Here is a 26,120-nt window from a genome sequence, read left to right on the forward strand (position 1 = left end):
AGTATAGGCCCACAACCGTATACGCGCACTGCCTTCTATTTTTATGTGCAAAGCGATGCTTTTAAGATCCGTATACCATCGCCATTTTTTTAATGAAAAAATATTGAAGTAGGTATTATATACTTGTTCTGCGCCTGCTCTCCGGAAATAACAGTCCTCGGCGCTGCAGGTTTCCGGATTTGGAAAAAGGATTGTTTGTAATAATGTGTTCATAGGTTCATACCATTTAATGAGGTGTTTTGATTGCTCATATTACTAATATGCTCTTGTCATTTATGTCTTGATGGTAAAAATTCATTTCAATCATTCACTCAATAGTTAATCATGTTATCCTGCCGATTGTCTGATACACCTCTATCACTTCTACAATTTCTTTCACGTAAATCCTTTTTTCATACCAAGAGCAAACCATCCTATTGGTAACAGCATATAATCCGTAGCACGCAGCATCGTAATGCTTTTTCGCTCTGTGCTGTGATAGATTTCCGGGCAATCCTTCAGAAGCTTTTGATCCCATGTTTTCAGTTTTTTACGCGTCTCTGGATGATTTCCAAGGCTGATATCAATCTGAAACTGGTTTTCTACAATCTGCGCCACACAGCGGGCAATATAATGACGTTTCGGTGCAGGCAATGCCGGAAGTCTTTTGTAAAAATCCACAAGGCTTTGCAACACTCTCATATGCTGTTCCCGGTTTTTCTGCATGGATCTGATATCCATGCTCTGCCCCGACCTGCCAAGGCGGTACATATATAAATTTCTACAGTCGTAATAAACCGTATCTGCCAGAAGCATCGGATATGTGACATATTCCTGATCTACATAAAAACAGTGCTCATCCATCCGATCCGGCATGTTCTTTAAGATGGACGTACGGATCGTCAGACTATGCATCTTGATAACCTGATCTACAAAGCCTTCTGAAATCTTACCACTGTGCCCATATTTCCCGGGATCCAGTGCTGCATGCATCTCCCGCAGCACGCGCCATGTTGTATCCTCCAGGCACAGAAAGTCAGATGCGATCACATCCTCATCATGCCCCTCTAAAAGCTTTAGAAAAGCAGGAAATTCCTCCGGATTCAGCCAGTCGTCTCCATCCACCACCTTGAAATATTTACCAGTGGCATGCTGAATTCCATAATTGATTACGGACCCGTGACCTCCATTTTGTTTATGATGGAAAGAAACACTGCCGGGATATCGTCTAACATAATCCTCTGTGATTTCTGCTGTACGGTCTGTCCCTCCATCATCCACCACAAGGATTTCAAGACATGACATATCTTCCCCCGGCAGGACCATGGAATCCAGATTCTTTTTTATATATCGCTCTGCATTATATGCAGGGACTACAATCGTCAACAGTTTTTCCATAGTATCTTCTATTACATAATCATGATCATCAGTTACATTAACGTTTCTGATTGTAATTCTGTCAAGATGAGCATTTAGATTCGCCCTTGATAGACAATTGTTTTTCTCAATGCTATGATGAACTTAGGTTTCTGATTGTGATAGACATGTACCCTAAGCTAAATGTTCGGGAGACATGCCTATCATAAACAAATGTATATCGGCAATCGTTTTCTTATCTAAAATTCTTATCTCGAAAAATATTAGAAGGAGAAATAAAGGATGGAATCATACTCTGTATTAATGTCAGTCTATAATAAGGAAAATCCATCCTATTTACGGGCTTCAATCCAAAGCATGCTTGATCAAACCGTTCCATTTCATGACTTTGTTCTGGTTTGTGATGGTCCGTTAAATCCTGAACTGGAGCAGGTCATTTCTGATTTTACAAAACACGCAAATGCATTTAAAGTTGTGCGTCTCAAAGAAAACCTGGGGCTTGGTCCGGCGCTGAATGCAGGTCTATCATACTGCCAATGCGATCTTGTCGCACGCATGGACTCGGATGACCTTTCTCTCCCGGATCGTTGTGCCCGTCAATTACAATGCTTTGCAAGTCACCCGGAGCTTGCCATCGTTAGTGGTTTTGTCACGGAGTTTGCAGCTGATCCACGTAATCCCGGGAGAACGCGCACTGTTCCAGAGTATCAAGAGGAAATCAAAGCATTTGCAGCCAAAAGAAGCCCCTTCAATCACCCATGCGTAATGTATCGGAAATCGATGGTACTCAATGCCGGTTCCTATTCTTTAGATTTCCCTTATTTTGAGGATTATGCACTTTGGATCCGGATGTTAAGCATAGATGTCCAGGCTTACAACATTCAGGAACCACTGCTTCTTATGCGGGCAGGTACAAAAATGTACCAGCGCCGTGGAGGCTTAAAGCATTTTCAATCCGCTAAAAAGCTTTACACTCTCATGCTTTCCCAAGGTTACATTACACGGATCCAATATCATACAACACTATGCATGCGTCTGGCAGCAGACCTTATGCCCGGGACACTCAGGCGCTTCCTCTATCAGCATCTATTAAGACATTGATTATTCAAGGTCCCAACGCTATGTCTTCGCCCTCTTCCATACCCTCGGTACTCTCCCGGGTAAACATCGTCTGGATCGTTTTTAATATAATTTCCAGATCCAGGGCAATACTATAGTTCTGGATGTACATAAGATCCAGCTTCAGCTTGTCGTACGCAGTTGTATTATATTTCCCATAAACCTGTGCATATCCCGTGAGTCCAGCCTTGACCTTTAAGCGATAGGCAAATTCCGGAATCTTATTTTCATATTCCTTGGCAATCTCTGGTCTTTCAGGGCGAGGACCGACAACGCTCATATCGCCTTTTAATATATTAACAAACTGAGGCAGTTCATCAAACCGTATCGACCGGATAACTTTGCCGACCTTTGTAATACGGCAATCGTGAGCCGCAGCAAGACGCGCCTTGCCATCATGCTCCGCATTTTCCTGCATGCTACGGAATTTATAGACATAAAAATGCCTACGATCTATTGTAAGTCTTTCCTGCCTGTATATGATACTTCCTCCATCCTCCAGCTTAATGGCAATCGCAATCAGCAACATAAATGGGGAAAATATTATCAGCAGCAACAACGCCAGTACAATATCCTCAAACCGTTTAGCAGCCTTACCCTCAATCGTAAGCCCCTCATTTCTGGCCATAAGCATCGGGGTATCAAACATATGCTGGCTTTCACAGCTTCGGATAATGATATCACTTATTTTTGGCAAAACGTAGGCGCGGACGTTCTTTTCATAGCAGTACTTTAAAATCTGATTTCTTTCATGGCTCTCGATATCACAGATGACTACACCCTCATACTTTGGTATCTGCTTCTCTATCATCTCGATACCACGGTGAATGGGAATCTTACCGGCAACTGTAAAGCGGTCTGTACGTGAAGTAATTTTGCGCATCAGGCTCATAGCCGGCCGGTCCCCGTAAATCATCAGAACACGACGAGGTGGATATGCAGTGAGATAAATCCGATTACTGATCAGTGCCCAGGGAATGGTAACTAAAATCTGTGTTGCCGTCATCAGCAGCAAATACAATGCATTGGGAATGCTCTTGGTTAATAGCACAATCGCGAGATAGGTGATAATGTTTATCACAAAAATACCTATTGCCTGAGAAAAAATCACATTAAAGACTCGTAGATATCCGACCTTCCAGCCACCATAAATTTGGACTAAGGAAAAGAGTCCAAAAAGATACATCCCTAAAAACAGCCAGTGTCCTCTGCGGTAGAACTGTATATCCATTCCATTACTATAAAAATCCGTCCATACCTTCCAAAAAAGAACTCCATGTATCAAAAGCAAGACGCCACAGAAAAAGGCTCTGATCAGCCTCCTGTACTGTCCCTTTGTATTCAAAATCAAACCTCCCGATCTCTGCCGTCAAAACATGAAATAGTGCTTCCTAAATGCTATATTATTTTCAATTAAGCTCAATGGCAGAGGATTTATATCTCAAAAGAATGTTTCAAGTATAGCAGATCGGATGAAGGCTTACAATCCAATCAAATAGAAATTACGAATAACTTAATGAACGATATAATTAATATGCAAAATCAAGCGCAAATAAAAAATAATGCGTTCCAAAAAATCAAATTTGATAATAAAAAAAGCTATGCATTTAAATCTTAAATCAAATAAGTGATCACCTTAAATGCACAGCTTTTACTAATAAACGTTGTTATTCCGAAACAACCGTTCCAAACGGAATGCTCTCACCAGCAGATATGGTCTGATTTTCGTAGTCTGCATCTCCTTGTTTAATTTCATAATGGATTGCATACGAATCATAGAAGCTTCCTAAACCATCTGCTGATGGCTCTGTATATCGGCTATCCTGAACACAAGCTTCCTGTGAAATCTGTGTCAGCACATCCGACATGAACAGTTTGATTGCATCATCAGATACATCATCCATGATCTCTACTGTGATGTTGACCTGCTTTGGATCATTGGTGCCGGAGATTTGCAGATCCTTTACAAATGCATAGGTCTGTGCGTCATCAGAAAGATTCTCAATAACATCGTCCGAGATCTGATCAAAATCAATATTTATTACCTGATCTGCCGCGATCGTAACAGAAACAGGATCCTGCATTGCAGTATTGTATTTCGGCTTGCATGCTGTCACGGAAAGGCTTGTAAATACAGCCAGTATAATAATTAATTGTATTTTTTTCATGATTTAGAATTTAAAAAAAGGGAGCGGGAATCACTTCCCTCTCCCTTTTAAAAGGCAATCACTAAGATTACTTCTCTACATAGTAAACAGTGTCGCTACCAGCTACAACAGCACCTACTTCAGTGTAATCAGAATCATTCTTCTTACCAGTAAAGAGCTTGTCACCAGCATAAGTTACAACACCATCTTTGTTAGTGTAGTAGTAAACATCATTGCTGTCCTTCTTGTTCTTAGCATTCTTCTGGATAGTACCAGCAGTATTAATAAGAACATAATCGCCGTTCTTGATCTTTGTAGCGTCAAGATCGTCGCCATAGTAAAGAACAGTATTGCCGGTTGAATCATGCTTACCATCAGCATCCTCAACTACACCATAGTTAGAAGTATCTGAATCAGCCTTCAGTACAACACCATTAGCGCAGTACTTCTTGATCTTGGATACGTATCCCTTCTCAGCCTCACCATTGGACTTGAAGTACATCTGATAAGTGTCATCATCGAACTCTACATTCTGATAGCCGGTCTTGCGAGATCCATCATGCTCCTCATCATTGGAGAAGTAGTAAACCTTCTTGCCGCTCAGATCCTTCTTAGCGAAGTCATCACCCTCAAGATCTGTCCAGTCGTCTCCATCGTAGCCGCCCTTCTGCTTCATGGAGTACTTTGTCTCAGAATTATCTTTATCATATACAACAACACCGGTAAGCATACGACCCTTGCCATCAAATGCGTAGGTCTTGCCCTTAACCTTCTTTACGCCGTCAGTAAACAGCTTTCCAGAAGACTGAGCCCACCACCATGAGTACTCATCATCGTTATAATCGCCTTCATCGTAGTTCTTATCTGGAACAGCCCAGATCCACTGGTTCTTACGAGTAGCACCATCACCGTTAGTATAAACAACATCAGATGATGTAGAAACTTCACCAGTGTAATCCTTAGAAGCTGTAGACCAGTCATCAATCATACGGCCATAAGTATCGAAGTAGTAAGTAGCACCGTTGATGGTCTTCTTCTTATTCTTCTGGATCTTACCGTTGCTGTTCATATAGAACCAGTAAGTATCGTTATCATCCTTATCGTCATCATCATCTGTAGAAATACCATCAGTATTTACAGTAAGCTGTACCCAACCAGTCTGAGCAGAACCATCATTCCATCCGCCGAAATAGTACTCAGCGTCAGTCCAGTCCTCATCATCTGCAGTGTAGATGGAAAGGCCATCAGCATCTACGAAGCCGTAAAGCATCTTGCCGTCAGCATCAAATGCATACTTCTTACCATTAATGGTCTTAAGGTCAGAAACAGTCAGTTCAGAATTGCTGCCCTTATCTCTGTAAGCCTTACCATCAGATCCAAAGTAGAACCATCTGTACTCAGCATCGCCGTTGTCGCTGCTGGAATCATCAGCATCAAGAGCAACCCACTGATTTGTTACCATAGCGCCATCAGCGTTTACATAGTAATAATCATCATCATCCTGGATCAGCTCATCGGTTGCCATGTTTCCATCATCATCAAGATAGAACCAGTAATCGCCGGACTTACGCCAAGCATCAGTAATAGCATTTCCCTCATTATCAAGGTACTGCCATGCTCCTGTGGAGTTATCCCAGCCTGCAGCGAAAACTACAGCCGAAGCTCCGAGAGCGAGTAAAGCTGTTGCAGAAAGAGCTGCAACTAATTTTGTCTGCTTTCTCATAATAAATGCACTCCTTTTTTGATTCATGGATTTCTTAAAAATCCAAGTTACGTTGCGATTATACTCTCCACCGTCATAATATTCAAGCTTTTTTGATGTTTTGCTCTGAATCATATACAGTGGATGTACGGAACAAATATATCGCTTCGCTACGTGTTATATAATAACCTGCCCGGCACCAATTGTACATAACAAAGTCCGGACAAATTATTACGTAATTCTTAAGGACAAAATTAAGAAATCCATAAGAATTACCTTGAATTATAGCCGATTAGCAGTAAAAATCAAGTCCCTTTGTAGACTTTTTCATAAACAATTGTCCAATGCCGATTTGGCATTTATCCTCCAGAATTCTTATCCTGTCATGATCTATCTCTTTTTCTGGCTCACAGCCATCCCGATACTGAACATGATATACAGCAACGGTGCTACGATAGCTACTGCGATATTTATAAACGCCTGTGCCATATACGTGATGATAACCATGATGGCGGCTGTGACATAAATGATTTCAGGCGCAAGTTCTCTTTCCTCGATATCCCCGGTATTTTGGCGCAGGAATCGTACCATTGCACAGATCATCGAGATCATAAACAGTAAATACACTACAAGTCCTGCGATACCGACCGTGATAAGGTAATTCAGATACTCATTGTGGGCTGCGTCAAACATGCCATAGCCTGCAGCTGCCATTTTATCAAAAAAATTATCCATGGCGATCATATAGTAGCTGTCCGGACCATAGCCGAACAGCTTCTTTAGCAGCGGCATCCTGTGCACAAAATAGTCCATAGCCATGCGCCAGTTGAGTCCTCTACCCGTACCCCATGCATCATTAAATACTATTGCGTTAGAGAGTCCCAGCTTTTCCCAACTTGCCTGATGACCGGCAACATTCGCATCAAAAAATGCAAAGATTACAATGCTAAAGGCAACGATGCATAAACCTGCCCAGATCTTTCGTATCCACTTGGGCAGCGGTGCATCCCAGAGCTTCCGCAGTGTCATGGCGATTGCGATTCCGAGAGTAATGACAATGCATCCCATGAGCACAAGTGAGAACCATGGATACGTTCCAAGCTTCATGATAAGCCCCATGTTGTAAATATTGGCAATGGTCGTAATTCCTTCTGTCATTGATAAAATCGCGGAGACCTTAGCTGCCGCAATCAACACTGTCACAGAAATAAAATATTTTAAAAGCTCACGCCCGGATCTCCATGTAAAAAACGGCAGTGCGCCATATAGAGCGACGATAGACAGCATAAAGTTATCACTTAGTCCCATGATTGAGGCAAACGCCGCCGCAACCATGCATACAAAGTCTACTGCCAAGCGAATCTTACTCTTTTCCAGGATAAATAGTGTCGTGGACAATGCTAGCAGCATAGCGGTTGCTGTCGTATACATGTTGATATTTCCGATGCTGGAAGCAAAACGCTCCATATAGCTTACGTCTGTGACATCTGAAAAAAAGCCAAAAATGTCCATCTTAAAGAAATCGGTGATTCCCCAGAGACACATAAGGAGACCGATCATCTGAAATGCTTTGATATGACGGGCTTTATAGTGATAAAACCTGGTAATCATAAAATACAGAAGCCCGATCATAAGCATGTTTAATAGGCCCTGATATCTGCCCAGGTTCCCCCACCAGGTCTCATACGGATATCCGGACAATGCAAAGGAAATAAAGTAAATAAAAATCAGCAGAAGCAGGAAACGATCCGGTACGGACAGTTTTTTCCAGAGACTTGCAGGGTTAAGCTGCTGCAGGATTCCGCCCTTTTCCATTTTATGCGTTCCTTTTCTACCAGAGATAAAATAAAATACTCCGGCAATCAACAGGATTGCTGCTGTGATGCAGGTGGCTCTCCAGAAAAAGTCAAAGCGGCTTTTTAAGATATCGTAATATCCATCATGCGTGTAAAGCGGAAAAACGCAGAGCATCACAAGCACATAGATATCCATGATATGACTTGCGAAGTTCTGAAAGGGTGTCCCATTTCCAAGCCCGTCATCTGCTTTGGGTTTCGTTGATTTAACAGTTGTTTCCATGTGCATTCATCCTTATTTCAAATTCTGATTTTGATCTGATTTTGTTCTGATTTTGTTTCAGCATCTTAATAGTATTTAAACACGCCTTTAAAACAGCATAAATATTGTCTTAAAAAAACGCAAGCTTCAAAATACCAATTTCAAAATTCAAGTTTTAAAAAGAGGCGGGTAACCTGTACCCGCCTCCCGGATCATAGCGCTCTGTTACCGGCAGAGATCTGGCGATCACTATGATCAGCTTAAAGTTTTAGTCAATGGGAGTCTCCACTGAGCTTCCCTTATATCTTCCTTACCCTGGTCCGGCTCCTGCATCATTTGCCTCGACGACATCTCCGGAACCGCCAGGTGCGGTATTACCTGAGCCTGCACCCGGGCTGCTGTTTCCAGACGGACCTCCCTCGATGATGTCAGATTTACCGGTTGCGTCATTCGGAGCCTCCACAATATCGGATTTGCCGGAAGCCTTGGTAGAGCCTGGTGTTTTACTGTTGATCGGTGACTCGCTGATCGTGGCGCCGGTGCTCTCTGAAGCTTTGGTTTCCTTTGTGGTTTTATCTGCCTTGGTCGTTTCCTTCTCGCCCTTGGAGACGATATTTCCGTCTGTGTCTGTCTCCTCAATGGCTTCATTTCCGTTGGCATTGGATTTGGAGGTCGTTTCCTTTATCTTATCTCCGTTTTTGTCCGTACCTTCGATGATGTCGCCGTCAGCATCCGTTGTCTTAGCCGACTTTGTGGTTTCCTTTACCTTATTGCCGCTTGCGTTGGTTTCATAGACAGGCTTACCATTATCATCATAATACAGGATAATATTTCCGTCCGCATCTGTCTCATAGCTGGATGTAGACTTCTTGCTCTTTTTGGTTGTAACCTTGCCGCTGGCATCGGTCTCAGTCTCAAGGTCGTAGTCCTCCTGCTCGCGGTTGGAGATGGTCTCCTGCTTGGTCGAGGACTTGCCGGAGCTGCTGTCAGATTTGTCCAAGTCGCCTCCTCCGTTTTTATAGGTTCCGGAATCATCCGCGATCTTCTGACTGTACTTCTTAACCGCATCTGACGGGTCATAATTTTCATCGCCAAAAAGGAATGCGTGCAGGTCTGTGACATTGGAGGCAAGTGTCTGCGGGATGACGCAGTCGCCCTTCTTGCCCATCATCTGGGTACTAAGCTTCTGTGGAAATCCCTGTGTATCCTTTATGTTATATCTTGCAACACCCTTGGCAAGCTCGATGATGTCCGAGGTGTCAATGTTAAACGCTACCTGCGGAAGTACCGTATCAATGATCCGCGTCAGTGTGGCAAGATCCGCGTTTTTAGCCTTGGCAAGGCACTGCGTGATGATCTCCCGCTGCCGCTTGGTACGCTCAAAGTCGGAGTCCATATAGCGGAGACGTGCATACGCCACTGCCTGGATCCCGTCCAGATGCTGGTAGCCCTCCTTGGAGATATACTCTGCCGCCGGGTTTTTGTCACTGATCCCGGTCTTGATACAGGTCTCATGGATGTAGGCATTCATATAATAAAACTCGGCATGAGTGATATTGACATCGACACCGCCCAGCATATTAATGCCGTCCGCTACCGCCTTCCAGTTAAAGGTCATGTAATTCTCGATATCGAGATCAAGGTTTTTATTCAATGCCGCAACCGCCTGCTCCGGACCGCCGACTGCATAGGCCTCGTTGATCTTGGCAAAGCGGGTACCTGCACCGAGATTTAAATAGGTGTCACGATAAACGGAAACCATCTTAATGTCACCGGTCCCCATATCGACATTGACAATAAGCTGTACATCGGCATTGGTACCCTTGCCGACAGCGCCGTTCCGGGAATCCACGCCAAACACAGCGACTGTCCAGTAGCCCTCCATGGTCTGTTTTTTGGAGATGTCAATGTTGTCGTTTTTAACCTTGCTGATATCAAAGCTTACATCCTGTGTCATTGATAGATAGCGGTGCACAAAGCTGTACGCAAAGATGCAGGCAAGCGTTAAGGCCTCAACGATAATCATCGCAGCAAGGCGGACCCGATGCGACTTCTTTTTATTGCGCTGCATGCGCCGTTCAAAGGCAATCTCATCCTCTGACTGCTCCGCAGAATTCATGGTTTTAATCGCCGGTCGAGGTGCCCTGACAGAACCTGCGTCCTGACTGGATCCGTCTGCACTCATCTCCCGTCCCCGGTCTGTGTCCTCCCGGTCGTGCGGATCCCGGGCATCGTTTCCTCTCTGCCCGTTACGGTCTCCCTCATGGACAGCATTTTTATAGATTTTCTGCTCCATGCCGCTGTCGTTTACAATTTTATCCTCGAGTGCCTTTTTTTCCGCATCGTATTCCTGCTGCGAATGCGGTCTGCGGGCACCTTTTCCGTTATCCAATGCCATATCTATCCCTCAGATTCTTATCTATAAGCTATAAGCCTGTCATCTCGGTAAGCCTAGTAAGCGTTTTTATTGACAAATCCTTTAAATACTGTCATAAACAGTATCCGGATGTCAAGCCCCATTGTCCAGTTTTCAATATACCAGATGTCATACTTGACCCTCTCATGGATCGAGGTATCGCCCCGGAGTCCGTTGACCTGTGCCCATCCGGTCATGCCCGGGCGAACCTGGTGCTTAATCATATAGCGGGGGATCTCCTCCTTAAACATCTCCACAAACTGGGTGCGTTCCGGTCTTGGACCGACAAGAGACATGTCTCCCTTTAATACATTAAAAAACTGGGGTACCTCATCAATGGAGGTTTTACGAATAAAGCGGCCGACCTTGGTGACTCTTGGGTCATGCGGTGTAGTCCAGCCTTTTTTCTCTGCTTCCGGCGCCTGCTGCACCATGGAACGGAATTTATACATCATAAAGGGCTTATTGTGAAGTCCGACTCTCTCCTGCTTAAAGATAATCGGTCCCGGTCCGGAAAGCTTTATAAGGATCGCGACCACCAGCATGATCGGTGAAAAGAGGATAATGCCGACGAGCGCGCCGATGATGTCCACAGTTCGCTTTGCCATCGCCTTGACCGGGTCCGTCAGCGGGACATTTCTTATATTAATGACCGGCAGTCCGTCCATATCCTCTGTAGCAGGCTTGGAATGGATGATATTGGAGTAATCCGGGATAAACTTGGTATGTACGCCGGACTTCTCACAGACCGCCACGATCCCGGCGAGCTTCTCATATGCCGCAAGCGGCAGGGTGATGGCGATTTCGTCAAACTGATTGGTGGCAAGGAGCTTCCCGAGGTCTGAAATTTTACCGATAACCTTGATGCCCTTGTATTCCACACCGGTGCTTGCAAGGTCGTCCACGATGCCATAGATGTGATAGCCCCAGTCCGGGTTTCTCCGGCAGGCATCTATAAACTGGTCCGATACATCAGAGAAGCCGACAAGGATGATATGCTTCTGGTTAAAGCCCCGTTTCCGTAAATCCGAGAGGAGGTATCGGATGGCAAAGCGCTCCAGTGTCAGCGCCAGGGTATTGGTTACAAAGAACATGTACAGCATCCTGGTACTGAAGTGTGCAAAATATCCGGACCGGCGGAACGCAAATAAGACGGATGTGACAGCCAGGAGGCCGACGACATTCGCCTGGAAAATATGTCCGAACTCTTTCCGTTTGGTCATGGTGCGTTTGGGCTGATAGAGCTTAAAGCACCAGTACAGAAGGAGATACAGCGGCACCATGGGAAGCAGCGCCGCAAAGTAAATCTGCGGCGGGAGTACTCCGACGCCCGCCGGCAGATCTCGTGTTCGGATCATGACGAGCCATGAGAGGGTCCAGGAGGCGATCAGGATCAGCACGTCGAGGACCACATGGAACCGATTAAATTGTCTCTGGTTGTCCTTTATCATAGTTTGCAATTATACACTACTTAAACGTAAAGATAAAGGACGTTGATTTTAGGAAATTCTTAAAATTTACCCGGGTGAATTGTGAGCGCTCTGCTAGTCCCAGGTGATGCCCTTAAGATTTAGAAGCGGGAATGGCTCTCCGACCTTTTCCTTGCTTAAATCCCGGAGAACGAAATTGGATTTCCTGAGCGTCAGCGCAGGGTGGTAGTATGGATCCCCCTCTTTTATGATACGGGTCCAGTTCCGCGCCAGCCGCTCTGTCTCCGCGTTAAAGCGTTTTACCTTCTCCGGGGTGTCTTCCGCGCCACGCGACTTGGACTCATAGTGATAGAACTCTGCATACGGATTGTAGACCACCTTTTTATTGGCGGCACGGACCTTCATGCAGAAGTCAATGTCATTAAAGGCGACAGCATACTCCTCGGTAAAGCCATGCACCTCCGTAAACACATCCTTGCGGACCAGCATGCAGGCGGCTGTCACGGCGGAGTAGTCCTGGATGCATTTGGCACGGTGCATATAGGTATTTTCGTCATTGTGAATGCCTATGAAGCAGTGTCCCGCCATGCCGCCGAAGCCCATGACCACGCCGGCGTGCTGGATCGTGCCGTCCGGATACAGGAGGCGTGCGCCGCAGACCCCGACATCCTCACGCTGTACATAGCCGATCATCTCAGAAATGGAATCGGGCGCGATCATCTCAATATCGTTGTTTAAGAAAAGATAATAGTCTCCCTTGGCATACTGTACACCGAAATTATTGATAGCGGAGAAGTTAAAGCCCTCTGCCCACTTCACAACCTTGACACAAGGGAGCTCCTTCTGGATTTTGTCATAATATTCCCAGGTCTCCGGCTTCGTCGAGTTGTTTTCCACGACAATGAACTCAAGGTTCTGATAATTACCCTTAAGTAGCGAGCGGATCGCTTTGTCGAGGTCCTCGGTATGGTCTTTATTGGGAATGATAACGGAAATTAACGGATTTTCGTTATCGTAAATGGTATGGTAGATTCCATAGGTGATGCCGTCCTCCACCGTCCTGATCGGAAGTCCGACTCTCTTGCAATGGTCATAAATTGCTTTTTTGCCGGCATCAAAGGCATAGAGCTTTGCTTCCGGGTTACTTGCGGTAGAGAGCTGATGCGAACGCCAGTGGTACAGCACCTTCCGCACATGGTAGATGTTGGTGGAGGTAAAGACTCCGTCCTTCAGCCTCTGCTGGTCCTCTTTGCTTAAACCATGCGCCTTTACTTCCTCGCGTGAAATCGCATCGGCACGTTCGCAGCAGCGGAGGATCAGGTCATAGTCCTGTGCTCCGTCGTAAGTACTCCGCTCATAGATCTTCTCGCCCTCTTGATTGATCTCCGCGATCTCATCCATAAGCTTCCGCTCTGCCACAAAAAGATGGCAGATATAGTTTACGGAGCGTAAGAGATCCGGGTTATAGTCGGTCTTGAAGTGCGGTTCAAAAAGATACGCGGATTCAAAATCAATCTTATCCTCATCGGAGTAAATCACCTTAAGCCCCGGGTGCTCGTTTATGGCCTTGGTACATTCGTATAAGGCATCCGGCGTAAGCTCGTCATCATGGTCTGCGAGCACAATATAATCGCCGTCTGCCATGCGGATCGCGGCATTGGTATTTTCTGAAATGCCGAGATTCCGGTTCAGCGGCTTCCAGATAAAGCGTGGATCCGCCGCAGCAAACTCTGTCAGGACATCCTTTGGCCTCTTGCCGTCCTCGCGCATCCATTTAAGTCCCTGGTACTCTGTCGCATCAACAAGGCAGACTTCAAAATTGCCATATGTCTGCTGCTGGATGGACTCGAGCATACGCCGTAAAAAGCGTTCCGGCGTCTTGTAAACCGGAATCACGATGGAGAACTTAGGCTTAACAGCAAAGTCTCCTGCAGTCTCGCGCTGCCGTGCAAGCTCCTCGTCCGTGGTTTTTGTGGCTTTCCACCATTCGGAGTACTCATAGTCCTCCTGAATCCCCTGGATCTTGTGAATGCCTTTTTTCCACAGTGCCCCGAAGCCGTGCTCTTTAAGATATTCCCAGGAAACCTCCACGGTCTCCCAGTTTAAGAGGGCAAGAAGCTTCTCCCGGGTTTTGTGGGCATGCGAATTAAAGCTCTCAAGGATTTTATCGTTAAACTTAAATCTCCGGCTCTTTCCGTCCACCTCAATCAGGAGGTAATAGGTCCTGCCGCGCTCATAGGGGGCGTTAATGTCAAAGCCGAGCTCCCTTACGACGGGATTTGCTGATTTGTACCGCTCCGGGAAATACGCCTTGACTACCTCGTCTCTCCGGACAGAGGCATAGGTACTGCCCGGCACTTCTCTGCCTTTCTCGTCAAGCACCGTGTACTTTACTTCCGTCTCCGGGTCCTTGCCAAATGTCCAACCCTCCAGGGTCAGCTTGCCTTCTCTCCCAACTGCGATATCGATTCTGGTCCTCATATCCTCTCCCAAAAAAGAAGCGGAACCACGTTTGCCGCAAGTTCCGCTGATGCCATTGCTGTTCTGTTTTTATATCGGTTTCTCCGATTTGTCAATAAGCTGGCTGGTAAATCAATCCCTTACCATAAACCGGTTATATCACTCTGTCTGGTCCCGGTGGAGAATGTCTGTTTCCGCCACTTCCGCCTGACTGCTGTGATCCTGATCCTGCACACCGCTGCCTTTCGGTGCTACTGCAAAATTAATGCGCTCCTCCTCCACAACGAGCGGACGCTTCATGACCCGCTGGTTAATCGAGAGGATATATTCGCCCAGAAGTCCTATAAAGAAAATCTGGATCGAGCCCAGGAAAAGCATGCCGATCAGCATCGGTGCCATGCCTGCCGGGAAACGGTTCCACCAGATCAGCTTCATGATGAGATAAAGCACACCAACCAGCATACTGAGTGCGGAGCAGATTCCTCCAAAAAACACAGCAAGGCGGAGTCCGACCTTTGTGTAGCTTGTAAAGCCAAGCATAGCCGCGTCATAGAGTGTATACAGATTGTTGTGTGTGATTCCGGCTCTCCGCTTCGGCTGTGTATAGGGGATCTCCTTCCGATGGAAGCCAAGCTCTGCCACGATGCCACGCAGGAACGGGGTCGGATCATGCAGCTCCCGCATGACATCAATAAATGCACGGTCATAGAGCCCGAAGCCTGTAAACTGGGAAATCTGATCCACAGAGGACATTTTTTTGATGAGCTTATAGTAAACGCCCCGGAGCCAGTACATAAGCCTGGACTCGTCCGAATGCTCCTTTACGCCGATGGCGATCTTGTAGCCCTCCTCCCAGGCAGCGACAAACTGCGGGATCATCTCCACCGGATCCTGGAAGTCCGCCGCCATCAGGATGGTGGCATCTCCGGTGGTTTGCAGCATGGCATAATAAGGGCTGTTAAACTGTCCGAAGTTTTTGGCATTAAAGATCGCCTTAATGCCGGGGTCCGTACTGCAGAGTCCCCGGATCCGCTCCCGGGTATGGTCCGTGGAATCATTGTCGATATAGAGAATCTCGTACTGATATGACGGAAGCTTTGTGAGGAACATCTCGCGGAGCGCATTGGCAAGCGGCACCACATTTTCCTCTTCGTTATAGCAAGGTACTACGATACTGATTGTTTTCAAAGCAACTATCCTGCTTTCTTTCTGATTTTACCATCTCATTCTACTCTCGGACGCACGCGAACGCAAGCAGAGATACAGCCCCGCATGCCTCATCCCCGGACATGGGTGTTAAAATCAGACTTCTCTGTCCGAAGCCCGGTCATTGCAAGCTTATTCCCGGATATGGGTATTAGAATCCGGATGCAGGTGGATTTGGATATAATAATCACATATTTATATCTGAAATCTCATCTTAAATCTCAACTGAAATCTTGATGGCTTTCCGGTCCTTCATGTCATAGAGTGCCTGTTTGGCTTTATCAAGCCCTGTATAGTGTTCTGTAATAAAAATCCCCGGATGAAGGTCATGCTCCCGGATCAATCTTAATACACGTTCCAGGTTCTGCCGGCCGCCCTTGGAAAGAGAAAATTTCAAGGTCTTCCCTGCCATACCGCGTCCCATGGAGAACTTCGGAAGGAGCAGTCCGTCAATCTCTGTATTTCTCCTGTTCTCCTCTCGATTCCGTGGATCCTCGAGATTCCGAAGTTCCCGATCCTCGCGTTCCGGGTCTGCTCCGAAATACATGACATTGGACACAACACCTGTCCCGTATTTCACCATATCCACGGCCTCTGCAAGCGTATAGTCATTGCCTCCGCAGATCAGCACCTTGTCCGCGCCACGGGTTCCTGTGCGGTGAAGCACATAGTTTACGACCGGGGAGTTGGTGGAATTGGCCAGGGGATGCATCCCCTCCGGCAGGGAGCTGCGCAGCGTTTTATAATTCAGCACCTCGACAAGACAGCTCTCGTCACGCATGGACTCCGCAATTTTTACGTTATCCGGACGGCTTCCCACCGCGTAGATGGTCCGCGCGCCCATAAGCTTTGCCCCCATAATGGCAGCAAGTCCGATCGCCCCGATCCCCATGACAACCACCGTGTCACCTGCATGCACATGCGCCTCCTCTGCGGCGGTAAAGCCGGTCTGGACAACGTCCACGCACATAAGCGCATCGTCAAGGTCCATGCCTGCCGGGATATGGGCGAGGTTCTGATCAGCATAGGGAAGATAAAAGCGCTCCTGAAATGCTCCGTCAATGGACTTTCCAAGCATGTGTGCGGAGAAGTTATGCCCTGCGTGCGCATAGTTCACCGCAACATCCGGCTGGCTCCAGTCGGGCGTAATCGCCGGAACCGCAACAATCTCTCCCGGATGGAAGTCTCGCACCTCGGAGCCGGTCTCCACGATCTCGGCGATGCACTCATGTCCGAGTGTAAGATCCGGCTTTTTAGGCGAGCCCTGCCATACGGTATGAACATCACTTGTACACGGACTCACCAGCACTGGCTTCAGGATCACGCCGTGCGCATCCCGCAGGATCGGAAGTGGCTTCTCAACATATCCTACCTCGCCGTGTTTTTTTAAAACGAATGCTTTCATTTCCCATTTTCCTCATTTTTCCGTCTGGACCTTGCTCTCATACCCTGGTCTCGTAATCCGTAATTTTTTCTGATTTCAGCACCAGGATCCGGATGTCTCTGCCAAACTTGTCCCGAATGATACCGGCGATTTCATCAGTGTATCCGGGTGCTACGATCAGGATCTCATCCACCGGCTCATCCAGGAAATGCTCCGGCGCGTAGATCGGGATATGCGAAGCGGGTGCAAATCGTCCCTGCTTAAATTTGGCAGAGTCGATGATGTAGCGTACCCGGCCTCCGAGTCCTGTGGTTGCCGCGAGGGTAAAGCCCTGGTGGCTTGCTCCCCAGATGGCAAGTGTCCTGCCTGCCGCGTCCAGCTGATCCAGATATTTTGTGATATCCCGGCGGAGCGTTTCATAGTTTTCCATGAGTGCGGACACATCAGTAAAGCCGCCGGTATAGGGCTCCGCTTCTTTGGGAACCTCTGTAAGCTTCTCTACAATGATTTCCAGCGTATCCCTGTTTACTGTCCGCTCGGAGATCGTGCGGAAGCCGGCGCTCTCAAACAGTCTCCGGAGCGTGTCCTTGGTATAATATGCGATATGATCTCGAAGCAGCTCATAATAGCCATCATACTGGAGGATGTACTCAAAGCTTGGCACGGTCACAAGTCCAATCGCGCCCGGTTTAAGATTCTCCCATATGCAATGCAGCATGTCTTTGGGGTGCGGCTGATGCTCCAGGAAATTAAACTGTACAAAGGCGTCAAACGGTGCATTGGGGAATGTCTCGTCTCCCTCGGCAAATCCCTCATAGACCTCGAGTCCCGCCTGCCGGGCAAGTGCCACAAGCTCCGGCTTATGTTCAATGCCGGTAAGTCGAATCTCCTCCATCAGATTGTTCTGCTCCTTAAGAAGCTCGTCTTTATATTCCCGGAAAAAGCTTAAAAACTCGCCTCTTCCGCAGCCGACCTCGATGATATTCCGACCCGTAAGTCCTTTCAGCTTCATAGTATCAAGCAGGCGCTGATACTCCTCCCGCCGAAGTGCACGCATGGTACTGCTGCCACCGCCCGCCCGGATCACATCTTTATAATAGTGCACCGGCTCTGTATCAAACTGTACAAGTCCGCACTGCCCGCACTGGCAAAGGGTAAGCGAAATCGGATGATCCTTGGACAGCTCGCTCTTGTCCGGGATGTCCTGCGCACTTGCCGGCATATTGTCAAGTGTCATCAGCGGCTGGAGACAGCTCCCGCAGGCAATGCAGCGCGCGGCAGGGCGAAGCTTTGGTATCCTCCGCGTTTCACTGTCTTGCACAGCTCCACATGTCGCATGCTTCTCCTCGTACTTTTCTAAGCTCATCCTGTCGTTTCCTTTCTTCTTGAACGTAAGGCTCTCAGGGGCACGGTCAAAATCTCCTGTACATGCATCTGCATCGGTATCCTTCGCTGCCTTTGCATGCGCCGGATCCGTCTTTGCAGCCTCCAGGAGGTCCAGCCGCAGCTTCTCCGCAAGCTTCCGGATGCCTTTTGCAAACGTAATGGTCTCACGGAATCCGATCGCCTTAAGAAGGCACAGGTCCGGAGACATGTCTGCTACCCCCTCGGTATTGTTGGCTCGGGTGCCGAAATGCAGGAGATGCTTATTGTACGTCGTTTTTTTACCCTTAAGATCCGGAATCTGCTCGCAGATATCCACAATGTCCTCGACAAAGCTCCGAAGCGGCTTGGTTTCATCTCCCGCGATATCGTATTCGCCGGTCCGCGCGTGACTGGAATTGGCGAGTAAGGAAATCGCGCGTGCGCAGTCCTTCACCTCCATATAATTCCACCGTTGCGTGCAAGGTCCGAGTGAAATTTCCTCCCGTTTCAGTACGGAACGGATCAGGCTGTTGACAAGGCTTGTTTCGTGATCTCCATAGCCGTACACCGAGTATATTCTAAGGTGCAGTGCCTGCATGACCTCTCCCGGCGTATCCGACAGCACCTCATTTAACAGGCTTTCATCGGTTGCCCAGCGTCCGAATGCAAGCTTTGCCTTACCATACTCACTTACAGGCGCTGGTGCCTGATGGCTGCCGCGTCCGTACTCCGCCTGGCTGCCCGCAAACAGAAATTTACGGCAGCCCAGCGCTTCCGCGATCCGGTATGCCTTTTTTGCATTCGCAATGTTTCGTTTCTGAATTTCTGCATTGGACCTCCCGAGAGATCCCTCTCCGTCCCATGCAAAATGGATCCATACATCAAACTGCCCCGGCTGCACAAGCTCTGCCGCACGGTGATAAACGGCGGTATCCTCCTCCGGAAGCATGTCAAAATCAAAATGTGCAATTCTGAGCCCTGCAAGCTCCTCCCGCTGCAGTTTGCTCTCATGTGTACTGCCCGGGCGGACAATCCCGACCACGGTATGTCCCTCCCCGAGCAGCTTTTCCGCGGTGTACATTCCAAGGAAGCTGGTGACACCGGAAATCAATATATTCATCCTTACTCCGCTATTACTTCACTCTCTTTACCAGCATAACCTTATCCATCTCCTCATCTGGAAGGAATGGCGCAAGATCCTCGAGTGGCGGGCTGACGAGAGAGCCGTCCGGCAGCTTCTTGGCAGCGGATTTCGGCAGGAACTCCTGCGTCAGTGTCACCATGATCTCGCAGATGGCAGGACCGGAAACCGCAAGTGTCCGCTCAAATGCATCTCTTAAGTCCTCATTGTGAGACACGCGGATGTACGGATAGCCATAGGCTGCCGAGAGCTTCTCAAAGTCCGGGAAGGTAAGATCCGGTACATCCACGGTTCCGGAATCAATGCCGATTCCAACAAGCGGCTTTCCAAAGAAGCTGTTCTGTGTCTGGCGGATCGAGTGGTAGCCTCCATTATTGATAAGGAAAATCTTGATCGGCATCTTGTGCGTAATAATGGTCTGCAGCTCCTGCAGATTCATCTGGATCGAACCGTCGCCTGTCATAAGAAGGATGTCATGTGCCTTATAATCCGGATACTCCTCGTCAAAGCCTGTCCAGTAGACGTCCCTTTTTGCCTTTTCCAGTGTGTCGATGCTGTCCACGCCATGCACCGCCGCGCAGACACCGATCGCTGCCGGAAGTCCATAGCCCATGGAGGCGATGGCATCCTGGGAGATAAAGCGGGCGCCGTCCTTAATGATATACGCCTGTCCGCCTGCAACGCAGGGGCTTCCATTTCCTACCACCGTAATCTGTCCCGGCTTGGAAAGCTCAGAGAGAACCTGTACCACAGCATAGACATTGGCATACTCGTCCTCGGACTTGCTCGGTGCAAGGTACTCCGGGAGAACCGTCGGATATACTGTGTTATAGAACTGGCAGGTTTCAAGCCAGCTGATCCGCTCGCTTGTACCGGCACTGAGCTTCCCGGCAAGCTCCTTAGCTGCTGCAAAGCCCTTCTGATCTGCGATCTCTATGGCATCCTTGCGCAGCATACCCTTACCGCCGTTAAACGCTGTGTCAATGCCTCTCCGGTTCAGCACATTTAAGATTGCCTTTAAAAGGTTGGCAGCATCGGCATGGATCCGCATATCGGCATGGACAGACGGCTTCCTGAGCTCCTCGGAGTCAATGTCATCGACAATCACATAGGCATCTCTCGCCCAGGTCTTGAAGTTATAGCCAACCTGACGGATGTTGAGACGGGATCCGATGGACAGAATGAGGTCTGCGTTCTGCACGGCAAGGTTTCCGGGACGGTCTCCACGTCCTCCCGGGCGTCCTGCATACAGCGGGTCCGCGGTCGGAATCACGTCGGGACCATTCCAGCCTACTACCACCGGAATCTCAAGTCTATGCGCGACCTCCAGGAAAAGCTTCTCTGCGCCGGCAATCCGGATGCCGTTTCCCGTATAGAAAATCGGGCGCTCGGATGCCTGAATTTTGTCCAGAATCTCCCCTGCTGCCTGCTCGAGCTGCTCAAGATTCTGCTCCGGAAGTTCCTCTCTCGGACCGTTTCCGTTAAAGGTCGGGTCAGAATCCGCCGGAATCACATGCGGATTTTCCATCATGCGGAAAGACTCGAGCATGGTCTTTTTGTCCTCCCGGACATCTGCCTCGGTGAGGATATTTCTCGCCGGATCCTCATAGCTTAAATCTGAATCCTGCAGCTCCTCGGCGGTTTCCGGGTGCCGGTTCTGACCATCTTGATACTTAGCCCAGCCGGTGCCGCCGTTTTCATAGTCCTCCGGATCAAATCCGACAAGGTCGTCCGTCTCGATATAGGTTCCCTGAATGTTGACCGGGATGTCGATCCAGCATGGACCCGGACGTCCGGTCTGGGAGAGGTAAAGGCATTTCTCGATTACAAAACGGACACGATACGGGTCAATCAGCATTTCGCAGTACTTGGTCATACAGGCGATGGACTTTGTGATGTCAAACTCCTGATCTCCCATGGAACGGATGCCGACGCCGGACCAGCGGGCGGTATTGTCATAGCGTACCTGTCCGGAAATGACGATCATCGGGATAGAGTCAAGCCATGCGCCTACAACACCGGTGATGGCATTGGTTCCGCCGGGACCAGAGGTGACACATACCAGCGCCGGACGGTTATAGATTCTGGCATAGCTCTCGGCAGCCATGGCGCACGCCTGCTCATGATGCTGGTAAAGGGTGTACATACCTTCCTGATGTCCAAATGCATCATTTAAATGCATGGCTCCACCGCCAGTCACGGAGAAGTTCTGCGTGATTCCATGCTTTACCAGTGTTTCGGAAATGTAATTTGCAAGTTTCTGCTTCATCTCGTATCCTCGTTTTCTATTTTCTTTTTAATTTTTAGTATAGTAAAGATCTATCAGTTTCTGATTAAATTCATCGCTCGCGCGGATGTCGATCTCATCCTCATGACTCGTATCGACCCCTTTAAACGGCGGTTCCCCGCATACATCCATACCGATGATCCTGAGCTCAGGAGCATTCACCAGATGCCGTATCTCCTTAAAAAACTCTGCCTCCGACATCGTGCCCTGATCCCAGTTGGTATTAAGCTCCTTCTGGTTCAGCACATCCTTATCTACGGAAATGTAAATCGGCAGGTGCATCATCCTTAAGATCGAGGAGATATGACTCCTCGCTCTACCGGACTGCACATCCTCGTCAGTGAAGCAGTACAGACCTACCTTCATGAGTGGATCCTGCGGGATGCCGTTTTTAAGCGCAGCTGCCTTTCTGCCACTGATGTTTTGCTTCATTTCCTCAGGGAGATATTCCTCTCCAAGACTCATGAGCTCCGCATTGATGCCCGCCTTCTGCTCCCCCGAAGGTCCGATCACAATAATCCCGCGGACATGCGGATTAAAGACCATTTCCTCACGGATCCAGGAGCCGCAGCTAAGCATCCGGTCAAACTGCGGTCGTCTCAGATCCATGTGATGGTCATAGATAATGAGATTAAAGTCCTCATGGATTTTTTCTGTCCAGAGTGTCGTAAGATAATGGTAGTTGCCGTTATCAATAAAATGCACTCCGGTCGCATCATATTCTTTCAGCAACGTCCGGAGCTTCTCCTCGGCCTCCTCATCACAGAAGCCATCCGTACCCTTAATGTCGGAACAGTCCAGTACCTCGACGGTCTGCTCTGCCACATCAAAGCTCTCCTCTTTATAAATGCCGGAAAAGTCCATGACAATGACTTTCCGCTTGTTGTGAGTTTTTTCTGTCATGTTTTCCGCCCATCTCCTCTCCATAATTCACTTTTTTATTTTAACCGTAGTACACCCATTACGCAAGAAGACGATGTATGTCCAGTGAATGTTCTCCTGCAGTAGATACTGTTCACCGGCTCCAGCCTCTTCTATGTCATTTGACTGATCATCTGTAGAATAACTGGCATTGATATTTTTTACATTCACATACATTCGCCTTCTAAGTCAAATCCAAGGTAAATGGAAGTTAACTTAGTGCTTTGGAGTGCTTTGGCAAAATATGCGGACTGAGACATTCGACCTATAGGACCTTTGATGCAAATTCATACCCGAATCTTCTGCCAAAACTGTACTGCAGGAAGCTGTTCTGCCTGTCCTTTCGGTCTATATCAAAATTTTATTTCAAACGTACCCGAATGACCACTTCATTTTCGGGTACGTTTGAAAATTTTTTCATTATATGCCGAAACGCTCCTTATCACCATCCGTAATAGGGACAATTTGCCAAGCGAATCCACAAAAATTCGGGTACGTTTTACGCTTATTTTTCTATAGGCCGAAAACTGCCCAATTATGGAAAATACCATCATTGTTGCACGCCAATCCGTCCCCTCACCGACTTAGTACGCGTCCGTTCCGCGCATGCAATAAAAAATCTCCCAGGTCTCTGGCATAATAAAGGCTTTATCCGCAACTGCTCTGCGCATGAAGCGAAAAAGCGACCAAGTCTCCCAGCATGACAAAGACCATCTCCCCATCTGCTCTGCGCATAAAACGAAAATTCCATCAGCAATTGGCGCTCCTTGGATTTGATGATACAATACATGCATACATATGGTTTCCGGAAATGCGCACAGCGTTAGTCCCGGGAGACCACATCAACGGAAAAGTTTGCAGAAAAGAGGTAGATCTATGCCACAGCTTGGCCCTTATACAATTAAAGACAATCAGGAGCGGAAAGACCGCACCGAGCTCATTGACGGAAACATTTATCCGATGAAGCTCTATTTCCCGCTTTACGCCACCTGGCTCCGGGAGTTTTATTTCTGCATCCGCAATTATCTTAAAGAGCATCAACCGGAAATCCGCGCCTTTGAATTTGTCGGCGTCCAGCTGGATCGGGACGAGGCGACACTGATCGTGCCGGACATCGCAATCGTCAAGGATCCGGAGAAGCTTGCGAATGGAACATTCGTCTACGGTGCCCCGGAGATGGTGGTGGAAATGCTCGCCAATGATCCTGCGGACCGGGAGCGGGATCTGTATCTTAAGCTGCCGAAGTACGCCTCCTCCGGGGTGCAGCAGTACTGGATCCTGGACCCGGAGCATAAACAGCTTGCGGTGTATGATTTCTCCAATGCGCAGCTTCCCCGGATCCATAGCTTTGACGAAACGGTCGCTGTCCCGGTCATCAACCCGGAGTTCTCAATTGATTTCAAGGAAATGAGCCGGAAGGTTGATAAATTTTTTGAAGTGCAGAAGCTTACGCGCAGGTTGATGGAGCAGAAAGGTCGATCTCTTCCCCCGCAGCAATGATGAGCTGTCCCGGAACCCTGAGCTTCTCCGCAATCTTCCGGTCAAAAATTCCATCAAATGTCATATGCATGGGGACGGTATGCCGCGCCTTAATGAGATCAGCACACGCGATGGCTTCATTCACATCCATGTTATACTGACCGTCAATCGGCAGAAACGCGTAGTCAATGTGTCTTGCCGCGAGATCTCCCGAACGCATCTGGTCGGTCATGCTGGTATCGCCTGCGAGATACAGAAGTACACCATCCACCCGGAGCAGATATCCGACACAGCTCTCCCGTGGGTGGTTTTTATTGTATGCCTCGGTCGCCTCAATTTCGACACCGTGAATTGTGGTTTTCTGATAGATCCCGTCCTTCAGCGCGTCTGTGTTCTGATAAACAACGCAGTCCGCTGCCCTCGCCGGAAGCTCAATCTTGTTATGGTCTTGGTGCTGGTGCGTTACGAGGATAAGATCCGCCGGAAGCTCATAACCGTCACCTGCATACGGGTCATAGTAAATTACTACGCCGCTGTTGGTTGTAATGCGAATGCTGGCGTGTCCCTGATAATACAATTTTGCCATGGTGTTTCCTCCTTCTTCATCATCTGTGTCTTATGAACTAAAAGCATTCATATGATATGTTACTTCTGCTGTTACCTTACCCGAATGGATTTCATCTCGCAGGCTACGGCTGTCTCTAAGCGAAATAATCTGTACCGACCTTAATTGCGAGTAAAACCAATACAATTATAATACTTGGGCGCACAATTTTGGCACCATTTTTCATTACAAGTCCTGCACCGATATAATTTCCCAGCATATTGCAAAGTGCCGCCGGGATGCCGAGCTGAAAGAGGGTCTGCCCGTTAAGGATAAAGATGGTAAGCGAAGTAATGTTGGTGGTGAGGTTGATGACCTTGGTCTGTGCATTGGCGGTTTTGATCCCGAGTTTTGCAAAGACGGTAAATGCAATAATCAGAAATGTTCCGGTTCCGGGACCATAAAAGCCGTCATAAAAGCCGATAATCAGCGCCGCGATCACTGCGGTCAGATAGATTTTGGGAGTCAGCACGACCGTTTCATCCTCAATCGTTCCAAAGAGCTTTTTGTTTAATACGATGAATGCAGATACCGGGAGTACTCCGGCGAGTACCATGACGAGGATCCGTTCCGGTACAATCAGCGACATATGCGCCCCGATGCTAGAGCCGAGAATCGCCGCAAGGATGGAAGGCAGCGCCAGTTTCCAGTTGACGAGTCCCTCTTTTATAAAGCGAATGGTCGCCACCGCAGTGCCACAAGTGGAGCTAAGCTTGTTGGTCGCAATGGCATGATGCGCCGGAAGTCCTGCAAAAAGATATGCCGGCAGGGAAATCAGTCCTCCACCGCCGCCGATCGCATCAATCAAGCCGGCAAGAAACACCATCGGGCATACAATGAGATACGTCATCCACGAAATTACCATGCTACTTTCTACCTCGTTTTAAATACTCCGGTAAAGGATATTACCGCAAAGAATTTTGAATCTTAATTTCACGAGTATATCACTCCGCGGCCTGCAGGGAAAGTGCTATTGGTGATGTCCAATCGGATCGGATGATTTTAACATAGGTCGTGCCGGAAATAAGTCATCCGAAAAAGTTCA

The 26,120-nt window shown here is 48.0% G+C and carries 17 protein-coding genes and 2 pseudogenes; 2 read left to right on the top strand and 17 right to left on the bottom strand.

Features of this window, described 5'->3' with window-relative positions:
* Positions 1-3 precede the first annotated feature (3 nt).
* Positions 4-213, bottom strand: a pseudogene (locus tag ACTNEN_RS05280) (hypothetical protein); the annotation flags it as partial.
* A gap of 162 nt (positions 214-375) precedes the next feature.
* The gene (locus tag ACTNEN_RS05285; protein WP_441205001.1) at positions 376-1,377 is read right to left on the bottom strand and encodes a glycosyltransferase family 2 protein; all 1,002 of its coding nucleotides are present in this window, start codon (positions 1,375-1,377) and stop codon (positions 376-378) included.
* A 261-nt stretch (positions 1,378-1,638) separates the two neighbouring features.
* On the opposite strand from ACTNEN_RS05285, the gene ACTNEN_RS05290 reads away from it, so the two are divergent.
* Entirely contained in the window at positions 1,639-2,457 is an 819-nt protein-coding gene (locus tag ACTNEN_RS05290; RefSeq protein ID WP_441205002.1) for a glycosyltransferase, read from the top strand.
* A gap of 4 nt (positions 2,458-2,461) precedes the next feature.
* Here the strand turns inward: ACTNEN_RS05290 and ACTNEN_RS05295 are convergent, their stop codons facing one another.
* The 13 genes and pseudogenes from ACTNEN_RS05295 to ACTNEN_RS05355 all read right to left on the bottom strand — a co-directional run bounded on the left by ACTNEN_RS05295 (position 2,462) and on the right by ACTNEN_RS05355 (position 22,974).
* On the bottom strand, positions 2,462-3,820 hold the full coding sequence (locus tag ACTNEN_RS05295) for a sugar transferase (protein WP_441205003.1): 1,359 nt from the start codon (positions 3,818-3,820) through the stop codon (positions 2,462-2,464).
* Positions 3,821-4,142: 322 nt separating this feature from the next.
* Complete coding sequence (locus tag ACTNEN_RS05300) at positions 4,143-4,592, bottom strand: hypothetical protein (protein ID WP_441205004.1); 450 nt, start codon at positions 4,590-4,592, stop codon at positions 4,143-4,145.
* 118 nt (positions 4,593-4,710) lie between these two features.
* Positions 4,711-6,372 (bottom strand): hypothetical protein, encoded by a 1,662-nt coding sequence (locus ACTNEN_RS05305; RefSeq protein WP_441205082.1) that lies wholly within the window; start codon positions 6,370-6,372, stop codon positions 4,711-4,713.
* Positions 6,373-6,714: 342 nt separating this feature from the next.
* Complete coding sequence (locus ACTNEN_RS05310) at positions 6,715-8,403, bottom strand: O-antigen ligase family protein (protein WP_441205005.1); 1,689 nt, start codon at positions 8,401-8,403, stop codon at positions 6,715-6,717.
* Between the two features lie 289 nt (positions 8,404-8,692).
* Positions 8,693-10,780, bottom strand: a complete 2,088-nt coding sequence (locus tag ACTNEN_RS05315; RefSeq protein ID WP_441205006.1) for an LCP family protein — start codon at positions 10,778-10,780, stop codon at positions 8,693-8,695.
* A 53-nt stretch (positions 10,781-10,833) separates the two neighbouring features.
* Positions 10,834-12,249, bottom strand: coding sequence for an undecaprenyl-phosphate glucose phosphotransferase (locus ACTNEN_RS05320; protein ID WP_441205007.1), 1,416 nt, complete (start codon positions 12,247-12,249; stop codon positions 10,834-10,836).
* A 93-nt stretch (positions 12,250-12,342) separates the two neighbouring features.
* On the bottom strand, positions 12,343-14,709 hold the full coding sequence (locus tag ACTNEN_RS05325) for a glycosyltransferase family 2 protein (protein ID WP_441205008.1): 2,367 nt from the start codon (positions 14,707-14,709) through the stop codon (positions 12,343-12,345).
* Between the two features lie 138 nt (positions 14,710-14,847).
* Positions 14,848-15,876: a glycosyltransferase family 2 protein gene (locus ACTNEN_RS05330; RefSeq protein ID WP_441205009.1), complete on the bottom strand. Its 1,029-nt coding sequence runs from the start codon at positions 15,874-15,876 to the stop codon at positions 14,848-14,850.
* Positions 15,877-16,108: 232 nt separating this feature from the next.
* On the bottom strand, positions 16,109-17,299 hold the full coding sequence (locus ACTNEN_RS05335; protein ID WP_441205010.1) for an alcohol dehydrogenase catalytic domain-containing protein: 1,191 nt from the start codon (positions 17,297-17,299) through the stop codon (positions 16,109-16,111).
* 37 nt (positions 17,300-17,336) lie between these two features.
* Positions 17,337-18,515, bottom strand: a complete 1,179-nt coding sequence (locus ACTNEN_RS05340) for a class I SAM-dependent methyltransferase (protein WP_441205083.1) — start codon at positions 18,513-18,515, stop codon at positions 17,337-17,339.
* 294 nt (positions 18,516-18,809) lie between these two features.
* Positions 18,810-19,763: pseudogene (locus ACTNEN_RS05345) on the bottom strand (NAD-dependent epimerase/dehydratase family protein); the annotation flags it as partial.
* Between the two features lie 13 nt (positions 19,764-19,776).
* A complete protein-coding gene (locus ACTNEN_RS05350; protein ID WP_441205011.1) occupies positions 19,777-22,053 on the bottom strand; it encodes a thiamine pyrophosphate-binding protein in 2,277 nt (758 codons plus the stop codon).
* Between the two features lie 27 nt (positions 22,054-22,080).
* Positions 22,081-22,974, bottom strand: a complete 894-nt coding sequence (locus ACTNEN_RS05355) for an arginase family protein (protein WP_441205012.1) — start codon at positions 22,972-22,974, stop codon at positions 22,081-22,083.
* Between the two features lie 894 nt (positions 22,975-23,868).
* Here ACTNEN_RS05355 and ACTNEN_RS05360 point away from each other — a divergent pair.
* Positions 23,869-24,492 carry a Uma2 family endonuclease gene (locus tag ACTNEN_RS05360; RefSeq protein ID WP_441205013.1) on the top strand — a complete coding sequence of 208 codons (624 nt, stop codon included), beginning with the start codon at positions 23,869-23,871 and terminating at the stop codon, positions 24,490-24,492.
* Here the strand turns inward: ACTNEN_RS05360 and ACTNEN_RS05365 are convergent.
* Both ACTNEN_RS05365 and ACTNEN_RS05370 read right to left on the bottom strand, forming a co-directional pair.
* A complete protein-coding gene (locus ACTNEN_RS05365; RefSeq protein ID WP_441205014.1) occupies positions 24,440-25,057 on the bottom strand; it encodes an MBL fold metallo-hydrolase in 618 nt (205 codons plus the stop codon). The two genes, ACTNEN_RS05360 and ACTNEN_RS05365, sit on opposite strands and share 53 nt — an antisense overlap.
* A gap of 115 nt (positions 25,058-25,172) precedes the next feature.
* Positions 25,173-25,940, bottom strand: coding sequence for a sulfite exporter TauE/SafE family protein (locus tag ACTNEN_RS05370; protein ID WP_441205015.1), 768 nt, complete (start codon positions 25,938-25,940; stop codon positions 25,173-25,175).
* Positions 25,941-26,120: the final 180 nt, after the last annotated feature.

Origin of the sequence: Oribacterium sp. HCP28S3_H8 (genome assembly GCF_052064775.1) — a bacterium.
Lineage (GTDB): Bacteria > Bacillota > Clostridia > Lachnospirales > Lachnospiraceae > Oribacterium.

What these genes read in the sequence shown, in the direction of transcription:
- ACTNEN_RS05285 (WP_441205001.1), bottom strand. Translation starts at nt 1,377, where the DNA reads ATGGAAAAACTGTTGACGATTGTAGTCCCTGCATATAATGCAGAGCGA.
- ACTNEN_RS05290 (WP_441205002.1), top strand. Translation starts at nt 1,639, where the DNA reads ATGGAATCATACTCTGTATTAATGTCAGTCTATAATAAGGAAAATCCA.
- ACTNEN_RS05305 (WP_441205082.1), bottom strand. Translation starts at nt 6,372, where the DNA reads ATGAATCAAAAAAGGAGTGCATTTATTATGAGAAAGCAGACAAAATTA.
- ACTNEN_RS05310 (WP_441205005.1), bottom strand. Translation starts at nt 8,403, where the DNA reads ATGGAAACAACTGTTAAATCAACGAAACCCAAAGCAGATGACGGGCTT.
- ACTNEN_RS05315 (WP_441205006.1), bottom strand. Translation starts at nt 10,780, where the DNA reads ATGGCATTGGATAACGGAAAAGGTGCCCGCAGACCGCATTCGCAGCAG.
- ACTNEN_RS05320 (WP_441205007.1), bottom strand. Translation starts at nt 12,249, where the DNA reads ATGATAAAGGACAACCAGAGACAATTTAATCGGTTCCATGTGGTCCTC.
- ACTNEN_RS05325 (WP_441205008.1), bottom strand. Translation starts at nt 14,709, where the DNA reads ATGAGGACCAGAATCGATATCGCAGTTGGGAGAGAAGGCAAGCTGACC.
- ACTNEN_RS05335 (WP_441205010.1), bottom strand. Translation starts at nt 17,299, where the DNA reads ATGAAAGCATTCGTTTTAAAAAAACACGGCGAGGTAGGATATGTTGAG.
- ACTNEN_RS05340 (WP_441205083.1), bottom strand. Translation starts at nt 18,515, where the DNA reads ATGACACTTGACAATATGCCGGCAAGTGCGCAGGACATCCCGGACAAG.
- ACTNEN_RS05350 (WP_441205011.1), bottom strand. Translation starts at nt 22,053, where the DNA reads ATGAAGCAGAAACTTGCAAATTACATTTCCGAAACACTGGTAAAGCAT.
- ACTNEN_RS05355 (WP_441205012.1), bottom strand. Translation starts at nt 22,974, where the DNA reads ATGACAGAAAAAACTCACAACAAGCGGAAAGTCATTGTCATGGACTTT.
- ACTNEN_RS05360 (WP_441205013.1), top strand. Translation starts at nt 23,869, where the DNA reads ATGCCACAGCTTGGCCCTTATACAATTAAAGACAATCAGGAGCGGAAA.
- ACTNEN_RS05365 (WP_441205014.1), bottom strand. Translation starts at nt 25,057, where the DNA reads ATGGCAAAATTGTATTATCAGGGACACGCCAGCATTCGCATTACAACC.
- ACTNEN_RS05370 (WP_441205015.1), bottom strand. Translation starts at nt 25,940, where the DNA reads ATGGTAATTTCGTGGATGACGTATCTCATTGTATGCCCGATGGTGTTT.